Annotated in this window: 16 protein-coding genes and 1 riboswitch; of the genes, 6 read left to right on the top strand and 10 right to left on the bottom strand. The window is 73.3% G+C overall.

What is annotated here, in order from left to right; genetic code table 11:
- Positions 1 to 57 precede the first annotated feature (57 nt).
- Together ACWC24_RS11590 and ACWC24_RS11585 are read right to left on the bottom strand one after the other, a co-directional pair.
- A complete protein-coding gene (locus tag ACWC24_RS11590; protein WP_450662626.1) occupies positions 58 to 300 on the bottom strand; it encodes a hypothetical protein in 243 nt (80 codons plus the stop codon).
- Positions 287 to 1900 carry a PspC domain-containing protein gene (locus ACWC24_RS11585; RefSeq protein WP_450662625.1) on the bottom strand — a complete coding sequence of 538 codons (1614 nt, stop codon included), beginning with the start codon at positions 1898 to 1900 and terminating at the stop codon, positions 287 to 289. Before ACWC24_RS11585 ends, ACWC24_RS11590 begins: the two co-directional genes overlap by 14 nt.
- A gap of 167 nt (positions 1901 to 2067) precedes the next feature.
- Between ACWC24_RS11585 and ACWC24_RS11580 the strand changes: the two genes are divergently transcribed.
- Together ACWC24_RS11580 and ACWC24_RS11575 are read left to right on the top strand one after the other, a co-directional pair.
- Positions 2068 to 3360 carry an ATP-binding protein gene (locus ACWC24_RS11580; protein ID WP_450662624.1) on the top strand — a complete coding sequence of 431 codons (1293 nt, stop codon included), beginning with the start codon at positions 2068 to 2070 and terminating at the stop codon, positions 3358 to 3360.
- Positions 3357 to 4070, top strand: a complete 714-nt coding sequence (locus ACWC24_RS11575; protein WP_450662623.1) for a LuxR C-terminal-related transcriptional regulator — start codon at positions 3357 to 3359, stop codon at positions 4068 to 4070. The genes ACWC24_RS11580 and ACWC24_RS11575 overlap by 4 nt, the downstream gene beginning before the upstream one ends.
- Positions 4071 to 4151: 81 nt before the next feature.
- Here ACWC24_RS11575 and ACWC24_RS11570 read toward each other — a convergent pair whose 3' ends face one another.
- Both ACWC24_RS11570 and ACWC24_RS11565 read right to left on the bottom strand, forming a co-directional pair.
- Positions 4152 to 4784 carry a hypothetical protein gene (locus ACWC24_RS11570; RefSeq protein WP_450662622.1) on the bottom strand — a complete coding sequence of 211 codons (633 nt, stop codon included), beginning with the start codon at positions 4782 to 4784 and terminating at the stop codon, positions 4152 to 4154.
- Positions 4785 to 5018: 234 nt separating this feature from the next.
- Positions 5019 to 6089, bottom strand: coding sequence for an NlpC/P60 family protein (locus ACWC24_RS11565; protein ID WP_450662621.1), 1071 nt, complete (start codon positions 6087 to 6089; stop codon positions 5019 to 5021).
- A 464-nt stretch (positions 6090 to 6553) separates the two neighbouring features.
- Here ACWC24_RS11565 and ACWC24_RS11560 point away from each other — a divergent pair, with 464 nt between their 5' ends.
- Positions 6554 to 6907: a hypothetical protein gene (locus tag ACWC24_RS11560; RefSeq protein ID WP_450662620.1), complete on the top strand. Its 354-nt coding sequence runs from the start codon at positions 6554 to 6556 to the stop codon at positions 6905 to 6907.
- Here the strand turns inward: ACWC24_RS11560 and ACWC24_RS11555 are convergent.
- Together ACWC24_RS11555 and ACWC24_RS11550 are read right to left on the bottom strand one after the other, a co-directional pair.
- Positions 6885 to 7880: an SLAC1 family transporter gene (locus ACWC24_RS11555; RefSeq protein WP_450662619.1), complete on the bottom strand. Its 996-nt coding sequence runs from the start codon at positions 7878 to 7880 to the stop codon at positions 6885 to 6887. The genes ACWC24_RS11560 and ACWC24_RS11555 overlap by 23 nt on opposite strands.
- Positions 7881 to 8009: 129 nt before the next feature.
- Positions 8010 to 9197 carry an NlpC/P60 family protein gene (locus ACWC24_RS11550; RefSeq protein WP_450662618.1) on the bottom strand — a complete coding sequence of 396 codons (1188 nt, stop codon included), beginning with the start codon at positions 9195 to 9197 and terminating at the stop codon, positions 8010 to 8012.
- Between the two features lie 8 nt (positions 9198 to 9205).
- A riboswitch (cyclic di-AMP (ydaO/yuaA leader) is annotated at positions 9206 to 9377 on the bottom strand.
- Positions 9378 to 9756: 379 nt separating this feature from the next.
- Here ACWC24_RS11550 and pcrA point away from each other — a divergent pair.
- Positions 9757 to 12240, top strand: coding sequence for a DNA helicase PcrA (pcrA, locus tag ACWC24_RS11545; RefSeq protein WP_450662617.1), 2484 nt, complete (start codon positions 9757 to 9759; stop codon positions 12238 to 12240).
- A gap of 75 nt (positions 12241 to 12315) precedes the next feature.
- Here the strand turns inward: pcrA and ACWC24_RS11540 are convergent, their stop codons facing one another.
- Together ACWC24_RS11540 and ACWC24_RS11535 are read right to left on the bottom strand one after the other, a co-directional pair.
- Positions 12316 to 13878, bottom strand: a complete 1563-nt coding sequence (locus ACWC24_RS11540; protein ID WP_450662766.1) for a M23 family metallopeptidase — start codon at positions 13876 to 13878, stop codon at positions 12316 to 12318.
- Between the two features lie 292 nt (positions 13879 to 14170).
- Complete coding sequence (locus ACWC24_RS11535; RefSeq protein ID WP_450662616.1) at positions 14171 to 15064, bottom strand: esterase/lipase family protein; 894 nt, start codon at positions 15062 to 15064, stop codon at positions 14171 to 14173.
- 538 nt (positions 15065 to 15602) lie between these two features.
- Between ACWC24_RS11535 and ACWC24_RS11530 the strand changes: the two genes are divergently transcribed.
- Positions 15603 to 16019 (top strand): cobalamin B12-binding domain-containing protein, encoded by a 417-nt coding sequence (locus tag ACWC24_RS11530; protein WP_450662615.1) that lies wholly within the window; start codon positions 15603 to 15605, stop codon positions 16017 to 16019.
- Positions 16020 to 16085: 66 nt separating this feature from the next.
- Here ACWC24_RS11530 and ACWC24_RS11525 read toward each other — a convergent pair whose 3' ends face one another.
- Positions 16086 to 17945, bottom strand: a complete 1860-nt coding sequence (locus tag ACWC24_RS11525; protein WP_450662614.1) for a DUF5691 domain-containing protein — start codon at positions 17943 to 17945, stop codon at positions 16086 to 16088.
- 61 nt (positions 17946 to 18006) lie between these two features.
- Complete coding sequence (locus ACWC24_RS11520) at positions 18007 to 19362, bottom strand: SWIM zinc finger family protein (RefSeq protein WP_450662613.1); 1356 nt, start codon at positions 19360 to 19362, stop codon at positions 18007 to 18009.
- 156 nt (positions 19363 to 19518) lie between these two features.
- Here ACWC24_RS11520 and ACWC24_RS11515 point away from each other — a divergent pair, with 156 nt between their 5' ends.
- Positions 19519 to 20649 (top strand): ATP-binding protein, encoded by a 1131-nt coding sequence (locus ACWC24_RS11515; RefSeq protein WP_450662612.1) that lies wholly within the window; start codon positions 19519 to 19521, stop codon positions 20647 to 20649.
- Positions 20650 to 20757 lie beyond the last annotated feature (108 nt).

Here is a 20757-nt window from a genome sequence, read left to right as displayed (position 1 = left end):
GGGGCGCCGGCCGCTTCCCCCCGGTCACCGGCGCCCCACCCCGAGCAGAGTCCGGGGTCAGACCGGCGTCCTCTGCCGCGCCCCCGCGTCGGGTCCGCGGTTCCGGCGCCGGCGCAGCCGTATCCCCTTGGCCAGGATCCCGGCGGCCCCCGCCAGGCAGAGGCCGCCCACCACCAGCGGGATCACCACGAACCACGGGGTGCGCCAGAGGCCGCCCGCGTCACCGGCGAACACCACGCCCGCGAGGCCCAGGAAGACCCCGGCGACCAGCCTCCCCGGCTGGAACTCATGACGCGGCACGAGCCACCTCCACCTGTCCCGCGCCGACCTGGAGATCCAGGTCGAGCGTGCCGGCCCGCGTGCCGCCCGAGACGGGCGGCAGGGTCACCTGCTTGTGCTTGCCCGGTTCCACGTCCACGTCCTTCGCGTCGTCGCCCGGCAACCGGATGTCCCCCAGCCCGACGTCGATGCTCAGCCGGACCGTCGCCTCCGGCGGCACGACCACCAGCAGCCGGCCCACCCCCACGCCGGCCTCGGTGGACACCGTGGTGCCCTCGGCCGGCTCCAGCCGGGACAGGTCCAGCTTCCCGACACCGTTGCCCAGGTCGTACTTCGGCGCGACGTCCGCCACCGCGGCGGGCCGCCAGGTCGTGTGCGTCCAGTGCGCGTCGACGTCCGCGGGGAGCGCGGCCGAAGCCGCGAGCAGGGCGGCCGTGACCACCGCCAGGAACACCGACCCCGCCCCGGTGCGGCCCAGCAGCGAGCTGACCGCGATGCCCACGCCGAAGACGACGAGCGCGCAGGCCAGACCCATCTGGAGACTGGTGCCGAACGGATGGTCCTGCCGGGACAGATGGCTGCCGAGGGCTCCCGCGAGCAGGGCGAGCAGGAAGATCCGGCCGCCGATCCGGCGGGGCCCGCGCGGCCCGGACTGACGGGTCCGGCAGGTGCCGGTCCCGTCGTGGCCGCGCGCGTCGCCGACCGGGCCGGTGCCGACGGCCGCGTCGACGTCACGGTGGCGCGAGTCCGCGGGTCCCCACAGATAGCCCGTGCCGCCGACGTGCGTCCCGTCCTTGACGATCGGGTCGCGCCACCAGGACGGGTAGGCCGCGGGCACCGGTGGCGCCTGGGCCTCCGGCGGAGCGTCGGCCACGGCCTGCGCGGCCAGCGGATCGGGGTCGGGGGCGCCGCGCCGCTGCGACCAGTACCCCGCGCCCGCGAGGAGGAAGGAGAGGACGACGGCGAAGGCGAGCACCGAGCCGTTGTTCAGCATCGACAGGAAGACCCCGCAGCCGACCAGCGCGAACAGCACGGCGGTCAGCGCCTGGCCGTCGACCCGGCCGGTCAGGAGCTTGCGGACCTCGTTCTCGTCCTCGTCCTCGTACGGGACGAACAGCCAGGCGAAGCCGTAGAAGATCAGGCCGACGCCGCCGGTCGCGGCGAGCACCGCGAGCGTGATCCGGAAGATCACCGGATCCATGTCGAAGTGCCGCCCGAGCCCGGAGCACACCCCGGCGAGCGTCTTGTACCGCCGGTCCCGCCGGAATCCGTGGGGCGTGGCGGGCGACCGCCCGCCGTCGGCCCGACCGGCCTCGCCGTCGTTGCCTTCGGCCCGGCCGGTCCCGCCTTCGGCCTGTCCGGCCTCGCCGTCGTTGCCGTGGGCCAGGCCGGTCCCGCCGTCGGCTCCGCCGGCACCGTCGGCCGGCGTCCGGTCCCCGGTCCTTCCCGTCGCGCCGGCCATCACCGCCTCCTCCGCCACGTTCGTCCCCTCGCCTGCTCCCACCCGCTCCGCCGCGCGCGCTTCCTCACCGGCGGCGGCCGGGTCGGCGTGCGCGCCGGACGAGGCGTTCTCGTCGGGCTCGTCGGGCACGGCGTCCGTGGCACGCGGGTGATCGGTCATGGGTCCATGGTGACGGCCGGGCCACCGTGACGGCAGCCGGGACGACCCTGGCCGGACCCTGATATTTCGGCCCCGAGGGGGCGCACGCCGAACCCGACGGAGATCAGGGGAGTCTCGGGGCTCCACCCTGATGCCCCGGCCTTGCCGTCCGTGTGACCATCGGTGGCATGCCGGACGTCGCCACAGAGCCTCTCGCCGAACCACGGCCCCCGCGCAAGCTCTACCGCAGCAGCGACGGACGCTGGCTCGGCGGTGTGGCGCGCGGGCTCGCCGGGCATCTCGGGCTGCCCGTGATCTGGGTGCGGCTCGTCTTCGTCGGCCTGTTCATGGCGGACGGTCTCGGCGCCCTGCTGTACGCCGCGTTCTGGTTCTTCGTCCCGCTCGGCGTCGGCGGTGTGGGCGGCCAGAAACCCCCGTCCCTGGTCAGCACCGAGACCTCGCCCGACGGTCGGCGCAGACTCGTGGCGCGCAAGCCGGACAAGGGACAGATCGTCGCCCTGCTGCTCATGGTCTCCGTGGCCATGATCTTCGTCAGCAGTGTGAACCTGGGCAGCGGCGCCAAGGCGTACCTCGTGCCGGCCGTCCTGGTCGGCGCGGGCGTCGCCCTCGTCTGGCGCCAGGCGGACAACGCCCGGCGGGCCCGCTGGGTCGAGGTCGGGCGCCGCAAGCGCACCCTGTCCCTGCTCCGCGCGGTGGGCGGTGTCCTGCTGGTCACCGCGGGTGTCTCCGGCGTCTTCGTGCTCCAGGGATCGGCCGCCCACCTCGGCTCGGTGCTCCAGGCGGCCCTCGCGGTCCTCGTCGGCATCACCCTGCTCGCCGGGCCCTACCTGGTCCGGATGACCCAGGACCTCTCCGAGGAGCGGCTGATGCGCATCCGCGCCCAGGAGCGCGCGGAGGTCGCCGCCCACGTCCACGACTCGGTGCTGCACACCCTGACCCTGATCCAGCGCAACGCGGAGAACGCGAACGAGGTGCGCAGGCTCGCCCGCGCCCAGGAGCGCGACCTGCGTACCTGGCTGTACAAGCCGGAGGGCACCGGCAAGGACGAGGCCGACGAGCCGACCACCCTCGCCGACGCGGTGCGGCGCAACGCCGCCGAGGTCGAGGACAAGCACGGCGTCCCCATCGAGGTCGTGGTCGTCGGCGACTGCCCGCTCGACGAGCGGACCGGCGCACAGATGCAGGCCGCGCGGGAAGCAATGGTGAACGCCGCCAAGTACGGTGGCGACGGCGGCGCCGTGCAGGTCTACGCGGAGGTCGAGGGGAGGTCGGTCTTCGTGTCCGTCCGGGACCGCGGTCCCGGTTTCGACCTCGACTCGATACCCGCCGACCGCATGGGCGTCAGGGAATCGATCATCGGCCGCATGGAACGGTACGGCGGCACGGCCCGGCTGCGGGCGGTGCCGGACGGTGGCACGGAGGTCGAACTGGAGATGGAGAGGGCGGAGAAGACGTCATGAGCGAGCCGACCGAGACGAACGGCACGACGGGGACGGGCGGCGGAGCCGGGCGTCATGTGCGCGTGGTCCTCGTCGACGACCACCGGATGTTCCGTACCGGGGTCCAGGCCGAGATCGGGCGTACCGACGAGACCGGTGTCGAGGTCGTCGGAGAGGCCGCGGACGTCGACCAGGCGGTCACGGTCATCACCGCGACCCGGCCCGAGGTGGTCCTGCTCGACGTCCACCTCCCGGGCGGCGGCGGGGTCGAGGTGCTGCGCCGCTGCGCCCCGCTGATGTCCGACGCCGAACGGCCGGTGCGCTTTCTCGCGCTGTCCGTCTCGGACGCGGCGGAGGACGTGATCGGTGTCATCCGCGGCGGCGCGCGGGGCTATGTGACGAAGACGATCACCGGTACGGACCTGGTCGACTCCGTCTTCCGCGTCCAGGACGGCGACGCGGTCTTCTCCCCGCGGCTGGCCGGGTTCGTCCTCGACGCCTTCGCCTCCACCGACGCCCCGCCGGTCGACGAGGACCTCGACCGCCTCACCCAGCGAGAGCGGGAGGTGCTGCGTCTGATCGCCCGCGGATACGCCTACAAGGAGATCGCCAAGCAGCTGTTCATCTCGGTCAAGACCGTCGAGTCCCATGTCTCGGCGGTACTGCGCAAGCTCCAGCTCTCCAACCGGCACGAGCTGACCCGGTGGGCGACGGCGCGCCGGCTGGTGTGAGCCGGCGGGCACCCGGGCTTCTCGGGCCCAGCGGTGCCCACGAGCCTCTCGGGCCCAGCGGTGCCCACGAGCCTCGTGGGTCTAGTGGTGTCCCGGGGCCGCTGCGGGGCCCAGTGCCCGCAGCGCCCACCGGTAGTGCCGTACCGCCTTCACCACGCCGATCAGGCCCGTCAGCCACAGGATGGTGCCGACGCCCATGCGCAGGGCGACGTCGCCGTAGGTCGAGCGGCCGGGCTCCGCGCCCGCCGCGGTCGCGAGGGACGCCCACAGTCCCGTGGCGCCGATCGCCGCGGACGACAGCAGCCAGAACAGGCTGAGACCGGGAGAGCGCAGCCGGGCGTCCGTCTGCGGGTGGCTGTCCAGGGCCAGCCAGGCGTCGAGGAGCCCGCTCAGCTGGCGGTCCCGGCGGATGGCACGGAAGACGGCGACGACCGGCGGGGTGAGGGCGGCCAGGCCGAGGAGCACGAAGAGGGGAGCGAGGAGGAGGCCCGTCGGGTGCGCCTCCTCGCGCTGCTGGAGCGGCAGGACCAGCAGCGACCAGCCGATGACGGCCGCGAGCGCCAGCAGCCACAGCAGCAGCACCCGGTGCACCCCGAGACTGTGCCCCCGCAGTTCCTCCAGCGCCCGCGACCGGTCGGCCAGCAGCGCCCCGCGGTCCGGCCAGGTCCGGTCGTGGGGCGGCGGTGGGGGAGACGGCAGCATGGACCCGGGCATCGGGACCCTCTCTGACGGCGCCGGGACGACGGCGCGGCGGCGGACGGCGTGCGGGCGGCACACTGCCGCTCCGCGGGCCGACGCTACCGTGCCGGGGCGCACTTGATCGTCCCGGCGTCGCCGCGCCCGCTCTCTTCCGGCCGTCCCCGCGCGGCTGTCGATGGTCCTCGGGCCCGCCGGGCACCTCATGACCCGTCCCCATGGCCCGTCCTCGTGGCGCGTCCGCCGCGGCCCTCACACCACCCGGGTCGCCCCCGCGAACGGCATCTCGTCGATGGGCGCGAGCCGCACCGGCGCCGAGGGGTTGGGGGCGTGGATCATCTGGCCGTCGCCGACGTAGATGCCGACGTGCGTGATGCCCGAGTAGAAGAACACCAGGTCACCCGGGAGCAGTTCGGAGCGGGAGATGCGCCGGCCCGCGCCGATCTGGGTGTACGTCGTGCGGGGCAGGGAGACCCCGGCGGCGCGGTACGCGGCCTGGGCGAGCCCCGAGCAGTCGAAGGCGTCCGGCCCGGTGGCGCCCCATACATAGGGGCTGCCGAGCTTGGAGTAGGCGTAGGCGACGGCGTCCGCCGCCCGGGCGTCGGGGGCCGCGGCCGTCGCGGCGCCCGGCGCCCGGAGGCCGACGCGGGCGGCCGCCGTCCTCCGCGAGGCCCGGGCCGTCGCGCCGCCGGTACCGGCCGCCTGCGCGCGCTCGGAGGCCGGCAGCCGGGCCAGCAACTGCTGTGCCGCGTCCAGTTTCCCGGTGATCGTCCGCTTCTCGCGCCGCAGTTCCGCCTGTCGGGCCTTGAGCGAGCTCAGTTCGACGCGTGCGGCCCCGCGCAACTGCTCGATCTCCCGCAGTTGTCCGCGGACCCGGGCGACGGCGCCCGCCTGCCGGTCGCCGGCCCGTTCGGCGAAGGCGGCGCCCTCGAGGTACTGGTCGGGGTCGTCGGAGAGCGCGAGTTGCAGCGCGGGGTCCATGCCGCCGGCGCGGTACTGGGCGGCGGCTATCGAACCCAGGGCGTCCCGGGCCGAGTTGAGCCGGTCCTCCCGGCGGGCCGCCTCGTCCCGCAGGGTCCCCAGCCGCTTCTCGGCGGCCTGTGCCTTCTCGTGCGCGCCGTTGTACTTCTCGGTGGCCGCCTCGGCCTCCCGGTACAACTGGTCCACCTTGGCCCGGACCTGCCCCGGCGTCAGATTCGGCTCGGCGTGTCCGGTCCCGTCGAAGACGGTCGCGGTCGCCGCGCCCGCGAGGGCGAGCGTGGCGGCGGTACGGACCGTACTGCCGCTGAGCGAGCGCGGTCGGGGCTTGCGGTGCGCTGCCACGTGGCCTTGCACGTCCTTTCGTACGACCGCCCGTCCCGGGACGGCTCCCGGGCGGACGCACGGCCGCCAGGGGAGCGGACGTACGGCCGCCCGGGGGCGGTCCACGCGTCCGGCGGCGACCACGCACAGGGGGAGCGGGCCGCCGCCGGACCTTCTCGGCGGTGGTGGCCGACTGCCGCCCCTGGTCCGGGCGGCGGTGGGGAGCCGGTCACCTGGGGGAGGACGCTAAGCCCGTTTATGTCGGATGGATAACGCCATGTGCGGAAGTGTCCCAAGTGGATCGAATGACGACTTCCGATGACCGTGATTGGAACCGAGAGCCGTCACCTTCACGCAGCGTGATGACCGATGACGGGATTCCCGGTCGCGGGTGGGTTACGCGGTGCTATAGCGCGCATATATGCAGGCATTGCCGACGGGGTGGTGTCGGACGGCCCGGGCGCCCCTGGTTAGGCTCCGGCCTCATGGACGTACTCATCCATCTCTTCGTAGGCCTGCACATCATCGGCATCGCCGCGCTCCTCGGCGGCTTCCTCACCCAGATGAAGGCGATGGGCCGCGGCACCGCCCGCTTCGTCCCCGCGATGCTGCACGGCGCGGCGACGATGCTGGTCACCGGCGTGATCCTGGTCGGCCTCAACCAGGCCGACGACCACCCGGTCAACAACATCAAGATCGGCGTGAAACTGGCCCTGCTGATCGTGATCCTCGGTCTCGTCTACGTGAAGCGGGACGACGAGACGGTGGACAAGGGTCTGTTCGGCCTGGTGGGCCTGCTGACCACGGCGAACGTCTTCATCGCGGTGCTCTGGACCTGACATCGGCCCGGACGGCCTGCGGGGCCGCCCGCACAGCCGCCACGGCGACCGCGAGCCACACCGCCACCGCGACCCACAGCAGCGCCTCCCCGAGCCCCTTCAGCCACGGCACGCCGAGGGCCGAGGAGACGGCCGACGCCGCTGCCGCCGTCATCCCCATCGGGAACACGGTCGACCACCGCAGCACGTCGTAGCGCAGCCGCGGCCACCGCAGCTCGGCCGCCAGCATCACGGCGTAACAGCACAGGTCCAGCGCGAGCAGGGCGGCGGTCGCGGCGCGCAGGACGCCACGGTCGTCGTCGTTCCACAGATGCAGGCGCGCGCTGTCGGCGGCGAGCAACTGCGCTCCGGCCAGCGCCGAGATGGCGAGTGCCCCGCCGGCCACCCACTGGTCGCCGGCGCCCTCGACGGCCTGGCGCGGGTCGAAGCGGGCCAGCGCCAGGCCGTAGAGCACCAGCCCCAGCCAGAACAGCACCAGCGCCGCATGCGCGAGCCAGGCCGTCGACAGGGTCGCGGCGAGGGTGGCCGCCAGCACCGCGAGGCCCTGGGTGGCCACGCACGCGAGGAACACCGCCCCCGGCATACGGTTCCCCCAGTGCCGCAGGACGGCCACGAGCAGCCCCGGCCACAGCACGGCGGCCAGCGCCAGCAGCGCCTCGGCCAGGGTCTGCCCCCCCAGCAGCGAGAAGCGGGTGCCGAGCACCGTGGTCGCGGCGACCGCGGTGAGCGCGGCCGGTGCGGTCGCCCGGCGCACCCAGGCCTCCCGCTCCCACAGCAGCTGGACGGCGAAGCCCGCCGCCAGGGCCAGCCAGGCGACGCAGGCCGGCACCAGAGCGATCCGGGACGGCACCTCGTACCCCGTCTGCTCCAGTCCGACCGACAGGATGCCGGTCGCCAGCACCGCGGCTCCGGTCGCCGGCTCACGCCACGCCCACCGGGCGCGGAGCGGCGGGATACGGGGCGTGGAGGGCATGCGGCCGATGCTAAGGAGCCCCGGGCGCGCGGTGAGCGGGGCGCGCGCGGGCGCCCGGAAATACCCGCGACCGCAGGCAGCTCCGCACGCCCCCCGGCACCCGCGCGGGGGGCCGGGCAGCGGGTGGCGTCAGGCCGGGCGGACCACGCTGTGGATCCCGGACTCGCCGTCGTAGTAGATCGACTCCTCGCGGACGTACGCGCCGGGCTTGGGAGCGTGGATCATCATGCCGTCGCCGATGTAGATGCCGACGTGGCTGACGTCGTCGTAGAAGAAGACCAGGTCACCCGGCCGGGCGTCGGGGAGGGAGACGGTGGTGCCGGTGTTCACCTGGTCGTAGGTGGTGCGCGGCAGGGTGACCCCGGCGGCCTTCCAGGCGGCCTGGGTGAGGCCGGAGCAGTCGTAGGAGCCGGGCCCGGTCGCGCCCCAGACGTACGGCTTGCCGATCTGCGCGCGGGCGAAGGCGAGCGCCTTCTCGGCCTTGGTGCCGACGGCGGAGTCCGCGGACGAGGAGGACGAAGAACCGGACGAAGAACCGGACGACGAGGACGTGGCGGACGAGCCCGAACTCGACGCCGCGCTCTCCTTCGCCGCTGCTGCCTCCGCTGCCGCCTGCTGCTTCGCGAGCTCCGCCGCCTTGGCCGCGGCCGCCTCCTGCTTCTGCTTCTCGATCGCGGCCAGCCGGGCCTTCTCCTCGGCCGTCAGCCGGGACAGCAGCACGCGCGCGGCGGCGAGCTTCTTCTGGACGGCAGCCTTGGCGGTCTGGAGATCGTTCTGCGCGTCGGTGAGCGTGTCGAGGCTCTCGGTGGCCTTGCGGCGCTCCTGCATCATCGCGGCCTGCTCGGTGACGTAGTCGTCGACCGCGCCCTTCTGCCGCGAGGTCAGCCGGCCCATGAGCTGGGTCTGGTCGAAGTAGTCCTGGGGCGAGTCCGCGAGCAGGAAGGTCGCGGTGTCCGGCGCGGTGGCACCGGTCCGGTACTGCGCCGCGGCGAAGGAACCGAGTTCCTCGCGTGCCTCGTTGAGCTTCTGGGTGCGCCGGGCGACGTCGTCGAGCAGGGTGTCGACGTGCTTGCGCTGCTTGGTGGTCTTCTCTTTGGCCGCGTTGTAGTTCTCGGTCGCCGACTCGGCCTGGCGGTACAGGTCGTCGACTTTCTTCTCGACCTCTTCCAGGCTCGGTCGGCCGTCGTCGGCCGAGGGGGCCGCGTGGGCCGTCTGGGAGAACAGGGCGACGGAGGTGAGGGCCGCCGTGGCCAGGGCGGGGGTCCGTATGCCTGCTGCGCGTGTACCGGTGGGACGCGACTTGCGGTGCGACGCCAAGGGAGGCGACTCCTTCCACACTCCGCCTACCGGGTTAGCTGTCGGGTTCGGGCGGATGATCGGAAGGTTTGCCCTACGGCCTGTCCCCGATGGGGGACGGGGGCCGATTCACCCCAGGTCTTGGTTGGGTCCCCGGCTCCGGACGCCGTGCGGGCGTACCGGACTCGGCGGAGGCCGCGCGGCCCGGCGACGTTCGCCGGTGGGGGTCGTGCGGCCCGCCCGGCACGCTAGCCAACTCCTGTGGCCCTTGTGAAGGTTGATGGGCGATATGCCCGATACATTTTCGTGACCTAGGACCCGGCTGTGTCGGGGTGCGGCCGATCCGGCGTGCTTGTTCCTGCCCTGCGGTGTTCGAGCTCCTTTTTCTGCTTTGTCGCTTCGCGGCGCCGAGGTCACCGAGGGTGACACGGCCTTCCTCGGCCCGGCTCACGGAATGTGACGTTCCCCTCCCGGGCCCCCGCCCGGCCCCCGCCCGGCCCCCGTCCGAGGCTGTACGGCTTCGGGGATGTTCCCGGGACGGCGGCGGGTTGTCGGTGCGGCGCCCTAGACTCGGAGAGCGATGAGCAGCCTCTTTGACGACAGCTTCCTGGCGGATCTCCAGGCCCCCCGGGCCCATGGGGAGGAGCCCCCGCCTCCGCCCGAGGACGAGCACGTGCCGGAGCCGGTTCCGGACGACCTGTTCGGCGGGAAGTTCGACCTGCCGCCGGACCGGGACGAGTACTACCGTGACGGCGCCCCGCGCCCGGTGGTCGACCCGGCCGCCCTCCTGGAGGGGCTCAACGACAACCAGCGCGCCGCCGTCGTGCACTCCGGCTCGCCGCTGCTCATCGTGGCCGGCGCCGGCTCCGGCAAGACCCGGGTGCTCACCCACCGCATCGCCCACCTGCTCGGCGAGCGGAACGTGCACCCGGGGCAGATCCTCGCGATCACCTTCACCAACAAGGCCGCGGGCGAGATGAAGGAGCGCGTCGAGCAGCTCGTCGGCCCGCGCGCGAACGCGATGTGGGTGATGACCTTCCACAGCGCGTGCGTGCGCATCCTGCGTCGCGAGAGCAAGCGCCTCGGCTTCACGTCGTCGTTCTCGATCTACGACGCCGCCGACTCCAAGCGTCTGATGGCCCTGGTCTGCCGCGATCTTGACCTCGACCCCAAGCGCTTCCCGCCGAAGTCCTTCAGCGCCAAGATTTCCAACCTGAAGAACGAGCTGATCGACGAGGAGGACTTCGCGGCCCGGGCCGGCGACGGCTTCGAGAAGACCCTCGCCCAGGCCTACGCGATGTACCAGTCGCGGCTGCGCGAGGCCAACGCGCTCGACTTCGACGACCTGATCATGACGACGGTCAACCTGCTGCGTGCCTTCCCGGACGTCGCCGAGCACTACCGCCGCCGCTTCCGGCACGTGCTCGTCGACGAGTACCAGGACACCAACCACGCCCAGTACGCGCTGGTCCGTGAGCTCGTCGGCACCTCGGAGCACCCCGCGGACGTGCCGCCCGGCGAGTTCGGCCTCCAGCCCGCCGAGCTGTGCGTGGTGGGTGACGCCGACCAGTCGATCTACGCCTTCCGCGGCGCGACCATCCGCAACATCCTCCAGTTCGAGGAGGACTACCCGGACGCGACGACGATCCTGCTGGAGCAGAACTACCGCTCCACGCAGACCATCCTCTCCGCCGCCAACGCGGTCATCGAGCGCAACGAGTCCCGCCGCCCCAAGAACCTGTGGACCAACGCCGGCGCGGGCGCGAGCATCACCGGATACGTCGCCGACACGGAGCACGACGAGGCGCAGTTCGTCGCCGACGAGATAGACCGCCTCACCGACGCGGGCCAGGCCAAGGCCGGCGATGTCGCGGTGTTCTACCGCACCAACGCCCAGTCCCGTGTCTTCGAGGAGATCTTCATCCGGGTCGGCCTGCCGTACAAGGTCGTCGGCGGCGTCCGCTTCTACGAGCGCAAGGAGGTCCGGGACGTCCTGGCCTACCTGCGTGTCCTGGCCAATCCGGAGGACTCGGTCCCGCTGCGCCGCATCCTCAACGTGCCCAAGCGCGGTATCGGCGAGCGCGCCGAGGCGATGATCGACGCCCTCTCCCAGCGCGAGAAGATCAGCTTCCCGCAGGCGCTGCGGCGCGTCGACGAGGCGTACGGAATGGCCGCGCGCTCCACCAACGCCGTCCAGCGCTTCAACGTGCTGATGGACGACCTGCGCACGATCGTCGAGTCGGGCGCCGGTCCGGCGACGGTCCTGGAGGCCGTCCTCGAACGGACCGGGTACCTCGCCGAGCTGCAGGCCTCCACCGACCCCCAGGACGAGACCCGCATCGAGAACCTCCAGGAACTCGCCGCGGTGGCCCTGGAGTTCGAGCAGGAGTCCGGCGAGGGCGAGGCGACGGGCGGGCTCTCCGACTTCCTGGAGCGGGTCGCGCTGGTCGCCGACTCCGACCAGATCCCCGACGAGGAGGACGGCGACGGCGTCATCACGCTGATGACCCTGCACACCGCCAAGGGGCTGGAGTTCCCGGTCGTCTTCCTGACCGGCATGGAGGACGGCGTCTTCCCGCACATGCGTGCCCTCGGCCAGGCCAAGGAGCTGGAGGAGGAGCGCCGACTGGCGTACGTCGGCATCACCCGCGCCCGTGAGCGGCTCTACCTCACCCGGTCGGCGATGCGCAGCGCCTGGGGGCAGCCCTCCTACAACCCGCCCTCCCGCTTCCTGGAGGAGATCCCGCCGGCCCACCTGGAGTGGAAGCGGACGGGGGCCACGGCGCCGGTGTCCTCCGGCCCCGCCTCGGGACTGGCGGCCTCGCTGTCGTCCTCGCGCTCGCGTTCGTCGGCGGCCGGCGCGTCCGGCTTCGCCACGCGCCGGACCTCCGAGAAGCCGGTGGTGTCCCTGTCCGTCGGTGACCGGGTCACGCACGACCAGTTCGGGCTCGGCACGGTCGTCGGCGTGAAGGGCACGGGCTCGAACGCGGAGGCGACGATCGACTTCGGCGACACCAAGCCGAAGCGGCTGCTGCTGCGGTACGCGCCGGTGGAGAAGCTCTAGGACGTTGTCGGTCCGGCGGTCGGAGAAAGAGCCCTCGGGATCATCCCGGGGGCTCGGCCGTTGTCCGGTGCGCGCTTACGTCGGGTCGAGACCGTGGCTGCGCAGCCAGGGGAGCGGGTCGATGGCCGAGCCGCCGCTGGGCCGCACCTCGAAGTGCAGATGGGGACCGGTCGAGTTGCCCGAGTTCCCGGAGTACGCGATCGGGTCGCCGGCCTTCACCGTCGTACCGGAGGCGACGCGGTAGGTGGAGAGGTGGCAGTACCAGGTCTCCGTGCCGTCCATCGCCGTCACGATCATCATGTTGCCGTACGCGCTGTTCCACTGCGTGCGGACGGTGCCGTCGGTCGCGGCCATCACCGTCGTGCCGTACGAGACCGGGAAGTCGATGCCGGTGTGCACCGACATCCAGTTCACACCGGCCTGGCCGAAGTAGGCGCTCAGGCCCTTGCGCTCGACCGGAATGGCGTACTTCGGGCGCAGCCGCTCCTTGCGGGCCGCCTCCGCCGCGGCCTTCTTCTTCTCGGACTCCTGCTGGGCCTTGAGGTCGATGCGTTCCTGCGTACGGCTGGCCCGGTCGGCGAAGTCGTCGGCACCGGCGGACAGGCTCCGGAGCTGGCTGTCCAGCTTGTTGTTGGCGGCGGACGGCTTCACGGCCTTCGCGTCCGAGGCGGATGCCGTCGTCTGGCTGCCGTCGTCCGTCAGGTTGCCCACCACCGAGGCGGCCGCGACCCCGGCGACACCCATCACGCACACCGAGGGCACCGCCACGGTCAGCAGCGCGGAGCGTCTGGCGGGCGTACGGCGGCGGGAGCGGGAGGCCGTGCGCGGCGCCGGGGGCGGGGTGAGCTCCTCCTGGTCGTCGAGGAGCGGCGCGACGGCGGGGAGCTCGCCGGTGGCGCTCGGCTCCTCCTCGTCCTCCGGGGCCGGGTCTTCGGCGGCGGGCTCATCGGAGGGTTCTTCGGGGCCCTCGTCGGACAGGTCCGGCGCGTCGCCGTCGGTGTTCCACTGCGTGGCGTCGTAGGCGCCGGTGTCGAAGGCCTGCGTGCCCCATTCCCACTGCTGGGTCGGGTCGGCCGGGACGCCGTCGGTCTGGAGCCAGGTGTGCGCGTCCCACTGCCCGGAGGTGTCGGAGGCCGCTGTCTGCGGCGGGACGGCGGACAGCTGCTGGTGACCGGTGGACCAGGCCGTCGTCTCGTACGCCCCCGTGTCGTAGCCGGAATGCTGGGCCGCGTACGGGTCATAGGCCGCGTTCTGGTGCCCGTCGGCCGACCACTGGCTCGCGTCGTAGGCGCCGGAGTCGTGAGCGGTGTGGTGGCCGGTGGCGTGGTGACCGGTGTGATGGTGGCCGGTGTGGTGACCGCCGTCGTACGCGCCGGTGTCGTAGATGCCGCCGTCGTGGTACGAGCTGTCGTAGGCGCCCGTGTCGGGGGTGTTGCCCTGGAGGCCGCCGTCGCCGTGGAAGGGGCCGGTCGTGAAGGTCCCGGAAGGGTGGGCTCCGGTGTCGAAGCCGGCCGTGCCGAAACCGCCGGTGTCGTAGCCGACGCCGTACGTGGTGAAGCCGCCGTACTGGGCCTCCTGGGTGCCGTACGGCGCATAGTGCGCCGAGGCGGGCTCGGAAGCCGGAGCCGGGGTGGTCATGGTCCCCGACGGGTGACGGTCGTTCACCAACTTCTCTTTCGCCTCGACAACAGGGGCTGCCAGAGCAGTGCGGCGACTGTACCCGTCGGTATGAGCGCACGACAATCTTCGGCAGGTTTCGTGCTCGCGGGAAACGGGCAATCGGCCGTGTTTCGGGGGACTGTGGGCACGAGTTTGGCCTGGTGTTCGAAGATTGTTCGAATGTGAAGGGTGCTCGGCGCCTCGGGAGGCGGCCCCGACGAGCCGCCTCCCCGGCGGAATGTCCCCTATGCCTGTTGCCCGCGCCAGGCCCTCAGGCCACCGTCGCGTCGCCGGGGCGCCCGGTGGTCCCGGCACCGGTCTCCGCGGCCGGCTGCCGTGCGGTGTCGAGCGCCTGCCGTATGCCGGTCGCGACGGCCGGGTGCACCGGCAGGGCGAGGTGTCCGATGCCGCTCACCCGCACGTTCTGCGCCAGCAGGTCCGGGTGGTCGATGCAGGCCGTCTCCAGCGGGTCCATCACATGGTCGAGGTCGCTCCAGAAGCTGACGAACTGGGTACGGCAGCCGGGTGCGGGCAGCGAGAGTTCCTCGATGACCGCCGAGCCCGGGCGCATCTGGCGCGCGATGGGGTGCGCGTTCGCCAGGCGCGCGACCCGGGTGCCGGAGTGCGGGGTGCCGAGCGTGACCAGGGTGCGCACGCGCAGGTCGCCGCCGAGCCGCTGGGCGTAGTACCGCGCGATCAGGCCGCCGAGGCTGTGGCCGACGATGTCGACCTGGGTGCTGCCCGTGCGCTCGCAGATCTCCTCGATGTGGCGGCCGAGCAGTTCCGCGGCGGTACGGATGTCACAGGTGAGCGGCGAGTAGTTCAGGGAGGCCACCTGGTGCCGGCCGTGCTGCGCGAGAGAGCGCCGCAGCAGGACGAACACGGAGCGGTTGTCGATGAAGCCGTGCAGCAGGACGACGGGTGGATCGGGCCGGGTCGGCAGCTGCGGGGTGCCGGAGGTTCCGGTGCTGTCCAGGGCGGCCGACGCGCCGCGCTCCTGGACGATTCCGGACGGGTAGAGAAGCAGGTGTCCGGCGAGGATCGCGATCTCCAGGGCCGTGGCCTTCAGGAGGGTGAGGGAGAGTCCCGCCAGCCTGACCGGCAGGACCGGCAGAATCCGCTGGCAGAGCGGCAGAAAGGGCGGCAGCGCCCGGGTGACCTTCATGGCCGACCTCCTGTCGGCACGCGGAGGACGGCTCTGTTCCCCGTGTGCTCTCGTGGAAGTCGCGACGGAGCGTGTCGGTGGGGGGTGCGCCGGGTGCGCGATGGTCTCCTGCGGCTCTCTGTTCCCTCTGCCTTCCGCGCTCCTGGTGCTCCGAGCGCTCTGCGGCTCTGATCGGACGGTGTGTCCCGGACGGGTGCTCCGGGTGGGTCGTGCGGTCGGTGTGCCCGGCGTTCCTTTGCCGACTCGCCGCACCGCCGGGGCGCGCGGCTCCGCGGCCCGGTGGTGCGGCGACCTCGTTGCGGCTCCCGTGCGCGGGTTCCCTCCTCGCCCCTCGGCCGCACGGGTGTGTGGCTCGGGGCCGCGGAGACTCGGAACGGTGCGCGGCGAACGTGTCCCATCGTGTGATTTCCCCTCTGGCCACCTTCGCGAAACTGCCGGTTGCGGGATGCTGGCGATAACGTTCGTTCACTTCCCGGGCGGCGTGATGTGTGCGGTACTCGTCGGTAGGGATGGATGCAGTCGCTTCATGGAGGCAGTGATGGGTGTGGCAGCCGGTCCGATCCGCGTCGTGGTGGCCAAACCGGGGCTCGACGGTCATGACCGCGGGGCCAAGGTGATCGCGCGAGCCCTGCGCGACGCCGGTATGGAGGTCATCTACACCGGGCTCCACCAGACCCCCGGGCAGATCGTCGACACGGCGATCCAGGAGGACGCGGACGCCATCGGGCTGTCCATCCTCTCCGGGGCGCACAACACGCTCTTCGGGGCGGTGATCGACCTGCTCAAGGAGCGGGACGCGGAGGACATCCTGGTCTTCGGCGGCGGGATCATCCCCGAGGCGGACATCCCGCCGCTGAAGGAGAAGGGCGTCGCGGAGATCTTCACCCCCGGCGCGACCACGGCGTCGATCGTGGACTGGGTCCGCGCCAACGCAGCCCGACCGACCGGGGCGTAACGACCCGCTTCGGACGGGCGCCCTGCTGTGGACGGGCGCGGGCGCGTCGCTGTGGACGGGCCCTTGCTACGGATGGCCCGCTTCGGTGCGGTCCGGGGCGGGGGCGTCCGGGGTGCAGTGGTCCGAGGCGTCGGGGCCGGGGGCTGGGTCCTCGTGGGGTGGGTTGTCCGGGACGGAGCGGTCCGGGGCGTCGTCCGGGACGGTGCGGTCCGGGGCGTCGTCCGGGACGGTGCAGTCCGGGGTGGGAGCGTCCGAGGCGGGGTGGTGCGAGACGGTGTGCCGTGCCGTCGGGTGGTGTTCGGCGGCCACCGCCCCGAGTTCCCGGATCATGACCGCGCGCAGGCGCAAGGTGGTCACCAGGCGCTGGAACGCCTCCGCCCAGTAACCCCCGGCACCCGGAGACGCGTCCTCCGGCTCGTCCGGCACCGCCAGCAGCCCGTCCAGCCGGCCCGCTTCCGCCGGGTCGAGACAGCGCTCGGCCAGCCCCATCACCCCGCTGAAGCTCCACGGATAGCTTCCGGCGTCCCGCGCGATGTTGAGCGCGTCCACCACCGCCCGGCCGAGCGGTTCGGCCCAGGGCACCGCACACATCCCGAGCAGCTGGAACGCCTCGGACAGGCCGTGCGCGGCGACGAACCCGGCGACCCACTCGGCCCGCTCGCCCGCGGGCAGCGTCCCGAGCAGTTTCGCCCGCTCCGCGAGGGACACCGCCCCCGGCCCGCCCGCCTCGGGGGCCGAGGGGGTGCCGAGCAGCGCCCGCGCCCACTCGGCGTCCCCCTGCCGCGCCGCCGCCCGGCACCAGGCCGCGTGCAGCTCGCCCTGCCAGTCGTCCGCCACGGGCAGCGCCACGATCTCCCCGGGTGTGCGCCCGCCGAGCCTGGCCGGCCAGGTGGCGAGCGGTGCCGCCTCCACCAGCTGGCCGAACCACCAGGACCTTTCCCCCCGGCCCGCCGGCGCCTTGGCCACCACCCCGTCGCGTTCCATGTCCGCGTCGCACGCGTGCGGTGCCTCCACGGCCAGCATCGGCGCGGTCCGCATGTGATCGACGGCCACGCACGCCCCGGCCCGCACCGCCATCCGGGCGGCTAGCGCGGAGTGCGGCAGCGCCGACAGCAGCTCCGCCGCCGTCGCCCGCACATTGCGGCTGCGGTCCGCCAGCGCCCGCTCCAGGAAGTCCTCGTCCCCCGGGCCGAGGCCCGTGCGCAGCGAGTCGAGGAACATCAGCCGGTCCTCCGCGCGCTCCGTCGCCCAGGTCGAGTCGAGCAGCTCGCGAGCGGCCTCGGGCTCCCGCGCCCTGATCGCCGACAACAGGGCGACCCGCTCGGCGAACAGACCCTCCTGCCACAGCAGCCGGACCCGGTCGGCCTCCCGCGGACCCGGCAGCGCCGCGCCCCCACCCGGTGTCGCCCGCAGGGCGAACCTCCAGTCCGGGTTCAGCCGCGCCAGCCACACGGCACGCGCACCCACGAACCTCAGCACCGCGGGCCGCAGATCCGTACGACCGCGGGCCGCGTCCAGCAGCGCGGGCATCGTCTGGGGCGGTGCGGCGAAACCGTGGGAGTTCGCCACCTGGAGCCACTGGGGCAGCAGCTCCAGCAGGTCCGGCGCCGTACCCCTGCGGCCTCCGCCGCCCGCACCGGGACGGTCGGCCAGCAGCATCGTCAGCCGGCGCGCCGCCGCCGTGGGCAGCGCCGGGCGCGGGTCGGCGGGCGCTGCCTGCGGACGCCCGGCCGCGCGGGCCGGCCGCAGTCCGGCCCGTCTGCGTACGGTCTGGACGGCCGCCGTGTCCAGCAGCGCCGACGGTGCCGCCCGGCCCGGCACGGACACGGCGGGCGTACGCCGGTCGGTGCCGAGCAGCGCCGTGGTGACCAGGTCCTCCCAGGAGCCCGGCGCAGGCGGGCCCACAGACGGGGACGTCCTGTTCATCGGGTTCCTTTCCGCAGAAGGGGGCCGTGCGGCAGATCAGGGTCGCGCGGCGGCCGGCGGGTCAGCACAGGGACACCGCCTCGCCCGCGTCCTCGGGCCAGGCCGTCAGCGGGGTGAACCCCCGGTGGCCGCACTCGCCGAAGACCTTGACGGGGCCGCCGCCCGAGAGCGCGACCAGCCGCCACAGGCCGGGCCGGGAGCGGGCGGCGGGCGTCAGCGGCAGGGCCGTTTCCTCCTCGGCGTCCGCGAGCTGCCAGGAGTCGCCGTCCGGGACCGGTATCACCCGCTCCAGCGTCACCGGGACCGAGTCCAGCCAGGGATCGTCCCGCAGCGCCTCGCCGTAGCGGACGGTCGCCTCGGCCGTCGACACGCCCGCCGGCCGCGTCCGCGTGGGCACGGGGGACGCGAACTGTTCGCCCAGCGCCACCCGCGGCTGCCCGGTGCCCGGGTAGGCGGACACCTCGGCCTCCAGGGACAGCCCCACCGGCAGCGCGAGCTCCGGGGACCGGCCGGCGGCTCCGTAGGAGAGGAGCAGCGCCGTTCGACCGGTCGTGGCACCGTGCAGCCAGATCCGGCGGGTCGTCAGCTTGGTGTCCCCCGTGTCGTACTGGGCGAGGACCAGCCAGTGGTCGCGCAGCGGCGGGCCGTCCGCCGCGCCGGGCAGACCGACCCGGGAACGGACCGTCGCCGCCAGGCCGGCCGGCAGCAGCTCGCGGCGCAGCCAGCCCCGGGCCAGCAGGTGGAGCAGCGCGCATTCCTCCAGCAGCCGTACGGGCCAGCCGGGACCGGACGCCGGTACGGCCCCCAGCTCCCGCACCCGGGAAGCCAGTCCGGGCGCCTGGGCGTCGACCATGCGGGCCGCCGTCTCCTCCCACAACCCGTACCCCGTCTGCTCCGCCGCGGCCAGACCGCCGCGCAGCAGGTCCGCCAGCCGCTCCTCCAGCTCGGTCGCCCCCGCCGTCACCGAGGCGGCCCGGCGCTCCGCCCTGCGCCGTGCCGCCTCGGGATCGGCGCCCCCCGGCGCGGAACCCCCGGCGTCCTCCGTCCGTTGTGCCTGCGCCCGGTTCCTTCTCCCCGCCAGCCACTGCCCGGCCCACTCCGGTGGCTGCCCGGGCGGCACCGCACCGTCCCCGCCCGCCCAGAGCAGCAGCAGTCCGAGCGCGTGCTTGCACGGGAACTTCCGGCTCGGACAACTGCACCGGTACGCCGGACCGGACGCGTCCGCGACATCGACCACCGTCCGGTACGGATCGCTGCCGCTCCCCTTGCACAGCCCCCACACCGCCCCCTCGTCGGAACTGCCCGCCTCGGACCACGGCCCGGCCTCACCGAGCCTGCTCCCCGCCTTGCGTGAGGCGGCGTCAGGTGCCAGTGCCAGCACCTGGTCCGCCGTCCAGCGCACCCCCTGCTGAGTCATGACATCGAAGGTAGGTCCCCCCACTGACAATCGGCCCCGAGGCCGGGACCGGCCCTCTGCAAATCCGGTGTTCGCGCAGGTCGGAACGGATTGTCAGTGGCGTGGTGCACGGTGGACACCAGATCCGAACCGGCCGAGCTGGAGGGGACCTCAGCCATGACTGTGTCCGTGGAACCGACGGTGGTCGATCCGCCCGCGCAAGGTGCGGGAGAGGCGTTGCGGCCGCACGCCGAGGACGCCTTCGCCGCCGAACTGGCCGCCCTGGCCGCGCAGGACGACCGTCCGCGCCCGGCCCGCTGGAGGCTGTCGCCCTGGGCGGTGGCGACCTACCTGCTCGGCGGCACCCTGCCCGACGGCACGGTCGTCACACCCAAGTACGTCGGCCCGCGCCGCCTCGTCGAGGTCGCCGTCACCACCCTCGCCACCGATCGCGCCCTGCTCCTGCTCGGGGTGCCCGGCACCGCGAAGACCTGGGTCTCCGAGCATCTGGCCGCGGCGGTCAGCGGGGACTCCACCCTGCTGGTGCAGGGCACGGCGGGCACCCCGGAGGAGGCGATCCGCTACGGCTGGAACTACGCGCAACTGCTCGCCCACGGCCCGAGCCGCGACGCCCTCGTGCCGAGCCCCGTCATGCGGGGCATGGCGGAGGGGATGACCGTGCGCGTCGAGGAGCTGACCCGCATCCCGGCCGATGTGCAGGACACGCTCATCACCATCCTGTCGGAGAAGACGCTGCCGATACCGGAGCTGGGCCAGGAGGTGCAGGCGGTCCGCGGGTTCAATCTGATCGCCACGGCGAACGACCGCGACCGCGGCGTCAACGATCTGTCCAGCGCGCTGCGCCGGCGTTTCAACACGGTCGTGCTGCCGCTGCCGGAGAGCGTCGACGCGGAGGTCGACATCGTCGCGCGCCGCGTCGACCAGATCGGCCGCTCCCTCGACCTGCCGGCCGCTCCCGACGGCATCGACGAGATCCGCCGCGTGGTCACCGTCTTCCGCGAACTGCGCGACGGGATCACCGCCGACGGGCGTACGAAGGTGAAGTCGCCCAGCGGCACCCTGTCCACCGCGGAGGCGATCTCCGTGGTCACCAACGGGCTCGCGCTGGCCGCCCACTTCGGCGACGGCGTGCTGCGGGCGGGCGACGTCGCCGCGGGCATCCTCGGCGCCGTGGTCCGCGACCCTGCCTCCGACCGGTTGGTCTGGCGGGAGTACCTGGAGGCGGTCGTGCGCGAGCGGGGCGGCTGGCAGGACTTCTACCGCGCCTGCCGGGAGGTGAGCGGATGACCGCCACCGGGCGCCGCTTCCCGGACCCGCCCGCGGGGCGCCGAGGAGAGCAGCACGGACGGCGACGCCGTCGAGGACGAGGGGGACAGGAACAAGGGGGACGAGGGG

The sequence above is a fragment of the Streptomyces sp. NPDC001443 genome (genome assembly GCF_053597355.1).
Note: the sequence above shows the minus strand (reverse complement) of the source record. Positions and strands in the feature narration are given on the sequence as shown.

What these genes read in the sequence shown, in the direction of transcription:
- ACWC24_RS11520 (WP_450662613.1), bottom strand. Translation starts at nt 19,362, where the DNA reads ATGACTCAGCAGGGGGTGCGCTGGACGGCGGACCAGGTGCTGGCACTG.
- ACWC24_RS11530 (WP_450662615.1), top strand. Translation starts at nt 15,603, where the DNA reads ATGGGTGTGGCAGCCGGTCCGATCCGCGTCGTGGTGGCCAAACCGGGG.
- ACWC24_RS11580 (WP_450662624.1), top strand. Translation starts at nt 2,068, where the DNA reads ATGCCGGACGTCGCCACAGAGCCTCTCGCCGAACCACGGCCCCCGCGC.
- ACWC24_RS11515 (WP_450662612.1), top strand. Translation starts at nt 19,519, where the DNA reads ATGACTGTGTCCGTGGAACCGACGGTGGTCGATCCGCCCGCGCAAGGT.
- ACWC24_RS11575 (WP_450662623.1), top strand. Translation starts at nt 3,357, where the DNA reads ATGAGCGAGCCGACCGAGACGAACGGCACGACGGGGACGGGCGGCGGA.
- ACWC24_RS11535 (WP_450662616.1), bottom strand. Translation starts at nt 15,064, where the DNA reads ATGAAGGTCACCCGGGCGCTGCCGCCCTTTCTGCCGCTCTGCCAGCGG.
- ACWC24_RS11555 (WP_450662619.1), bottom strand. Translation starts at nt 7,880, where the DNA reads ATGCCCTCCACGCCCCGTATCCCGCCGCTCCGCGCCCGGTGGGCGTGG.
- ACWC24_RS11570 (WP_450662622.1), bottom strand. Translation starts at nt 4,784, where the DNA reads ATGCCCGGGTCCATGCTGCCGTCTCCCCCACCGCCGCCCCACGACCGG.
- ACWC24_RS11585 (WP_450662625.1), bottom strand. Translation starts at nt 1,900, where the DNA reads ATGACCGATCACCCGCGTGCCACGGACGCCGTGCCCGACGAGCCCGAC.
- ACWC24_RS11525 (WP_450662614.1), bottom strand. Translation starts at nt 17,945, where the DNA reads ATGAACAGGACGTCCCCGTCTGTGGGCCCGCCTGCGCCGGGCTCCTGG.
- ACWC24_RS11540 (WP_450662766.1), bottom strand. Translation starts at nt 13,878, where the DNA reads ATGACCACCCCGGCTCCGGCTTCCGAGCCCGCCTCGGCGCACTATGCG.
- pcrA (WP_450662617.1), top strand. Translation starts at nt 9,757, where the DNA reads ATGAGCAGCCTCTTTGACGACAGCTTCCTGGCGGATCTCCAGGCCCCC.
- ACWC24_RS11560 (WP_450662620.1), top strand. Translation starts at nt 6,554, where the DNA reads ATGGACGTACTCATCCATCTCTTCGTAGGCCTGCACATCATCGGCATC.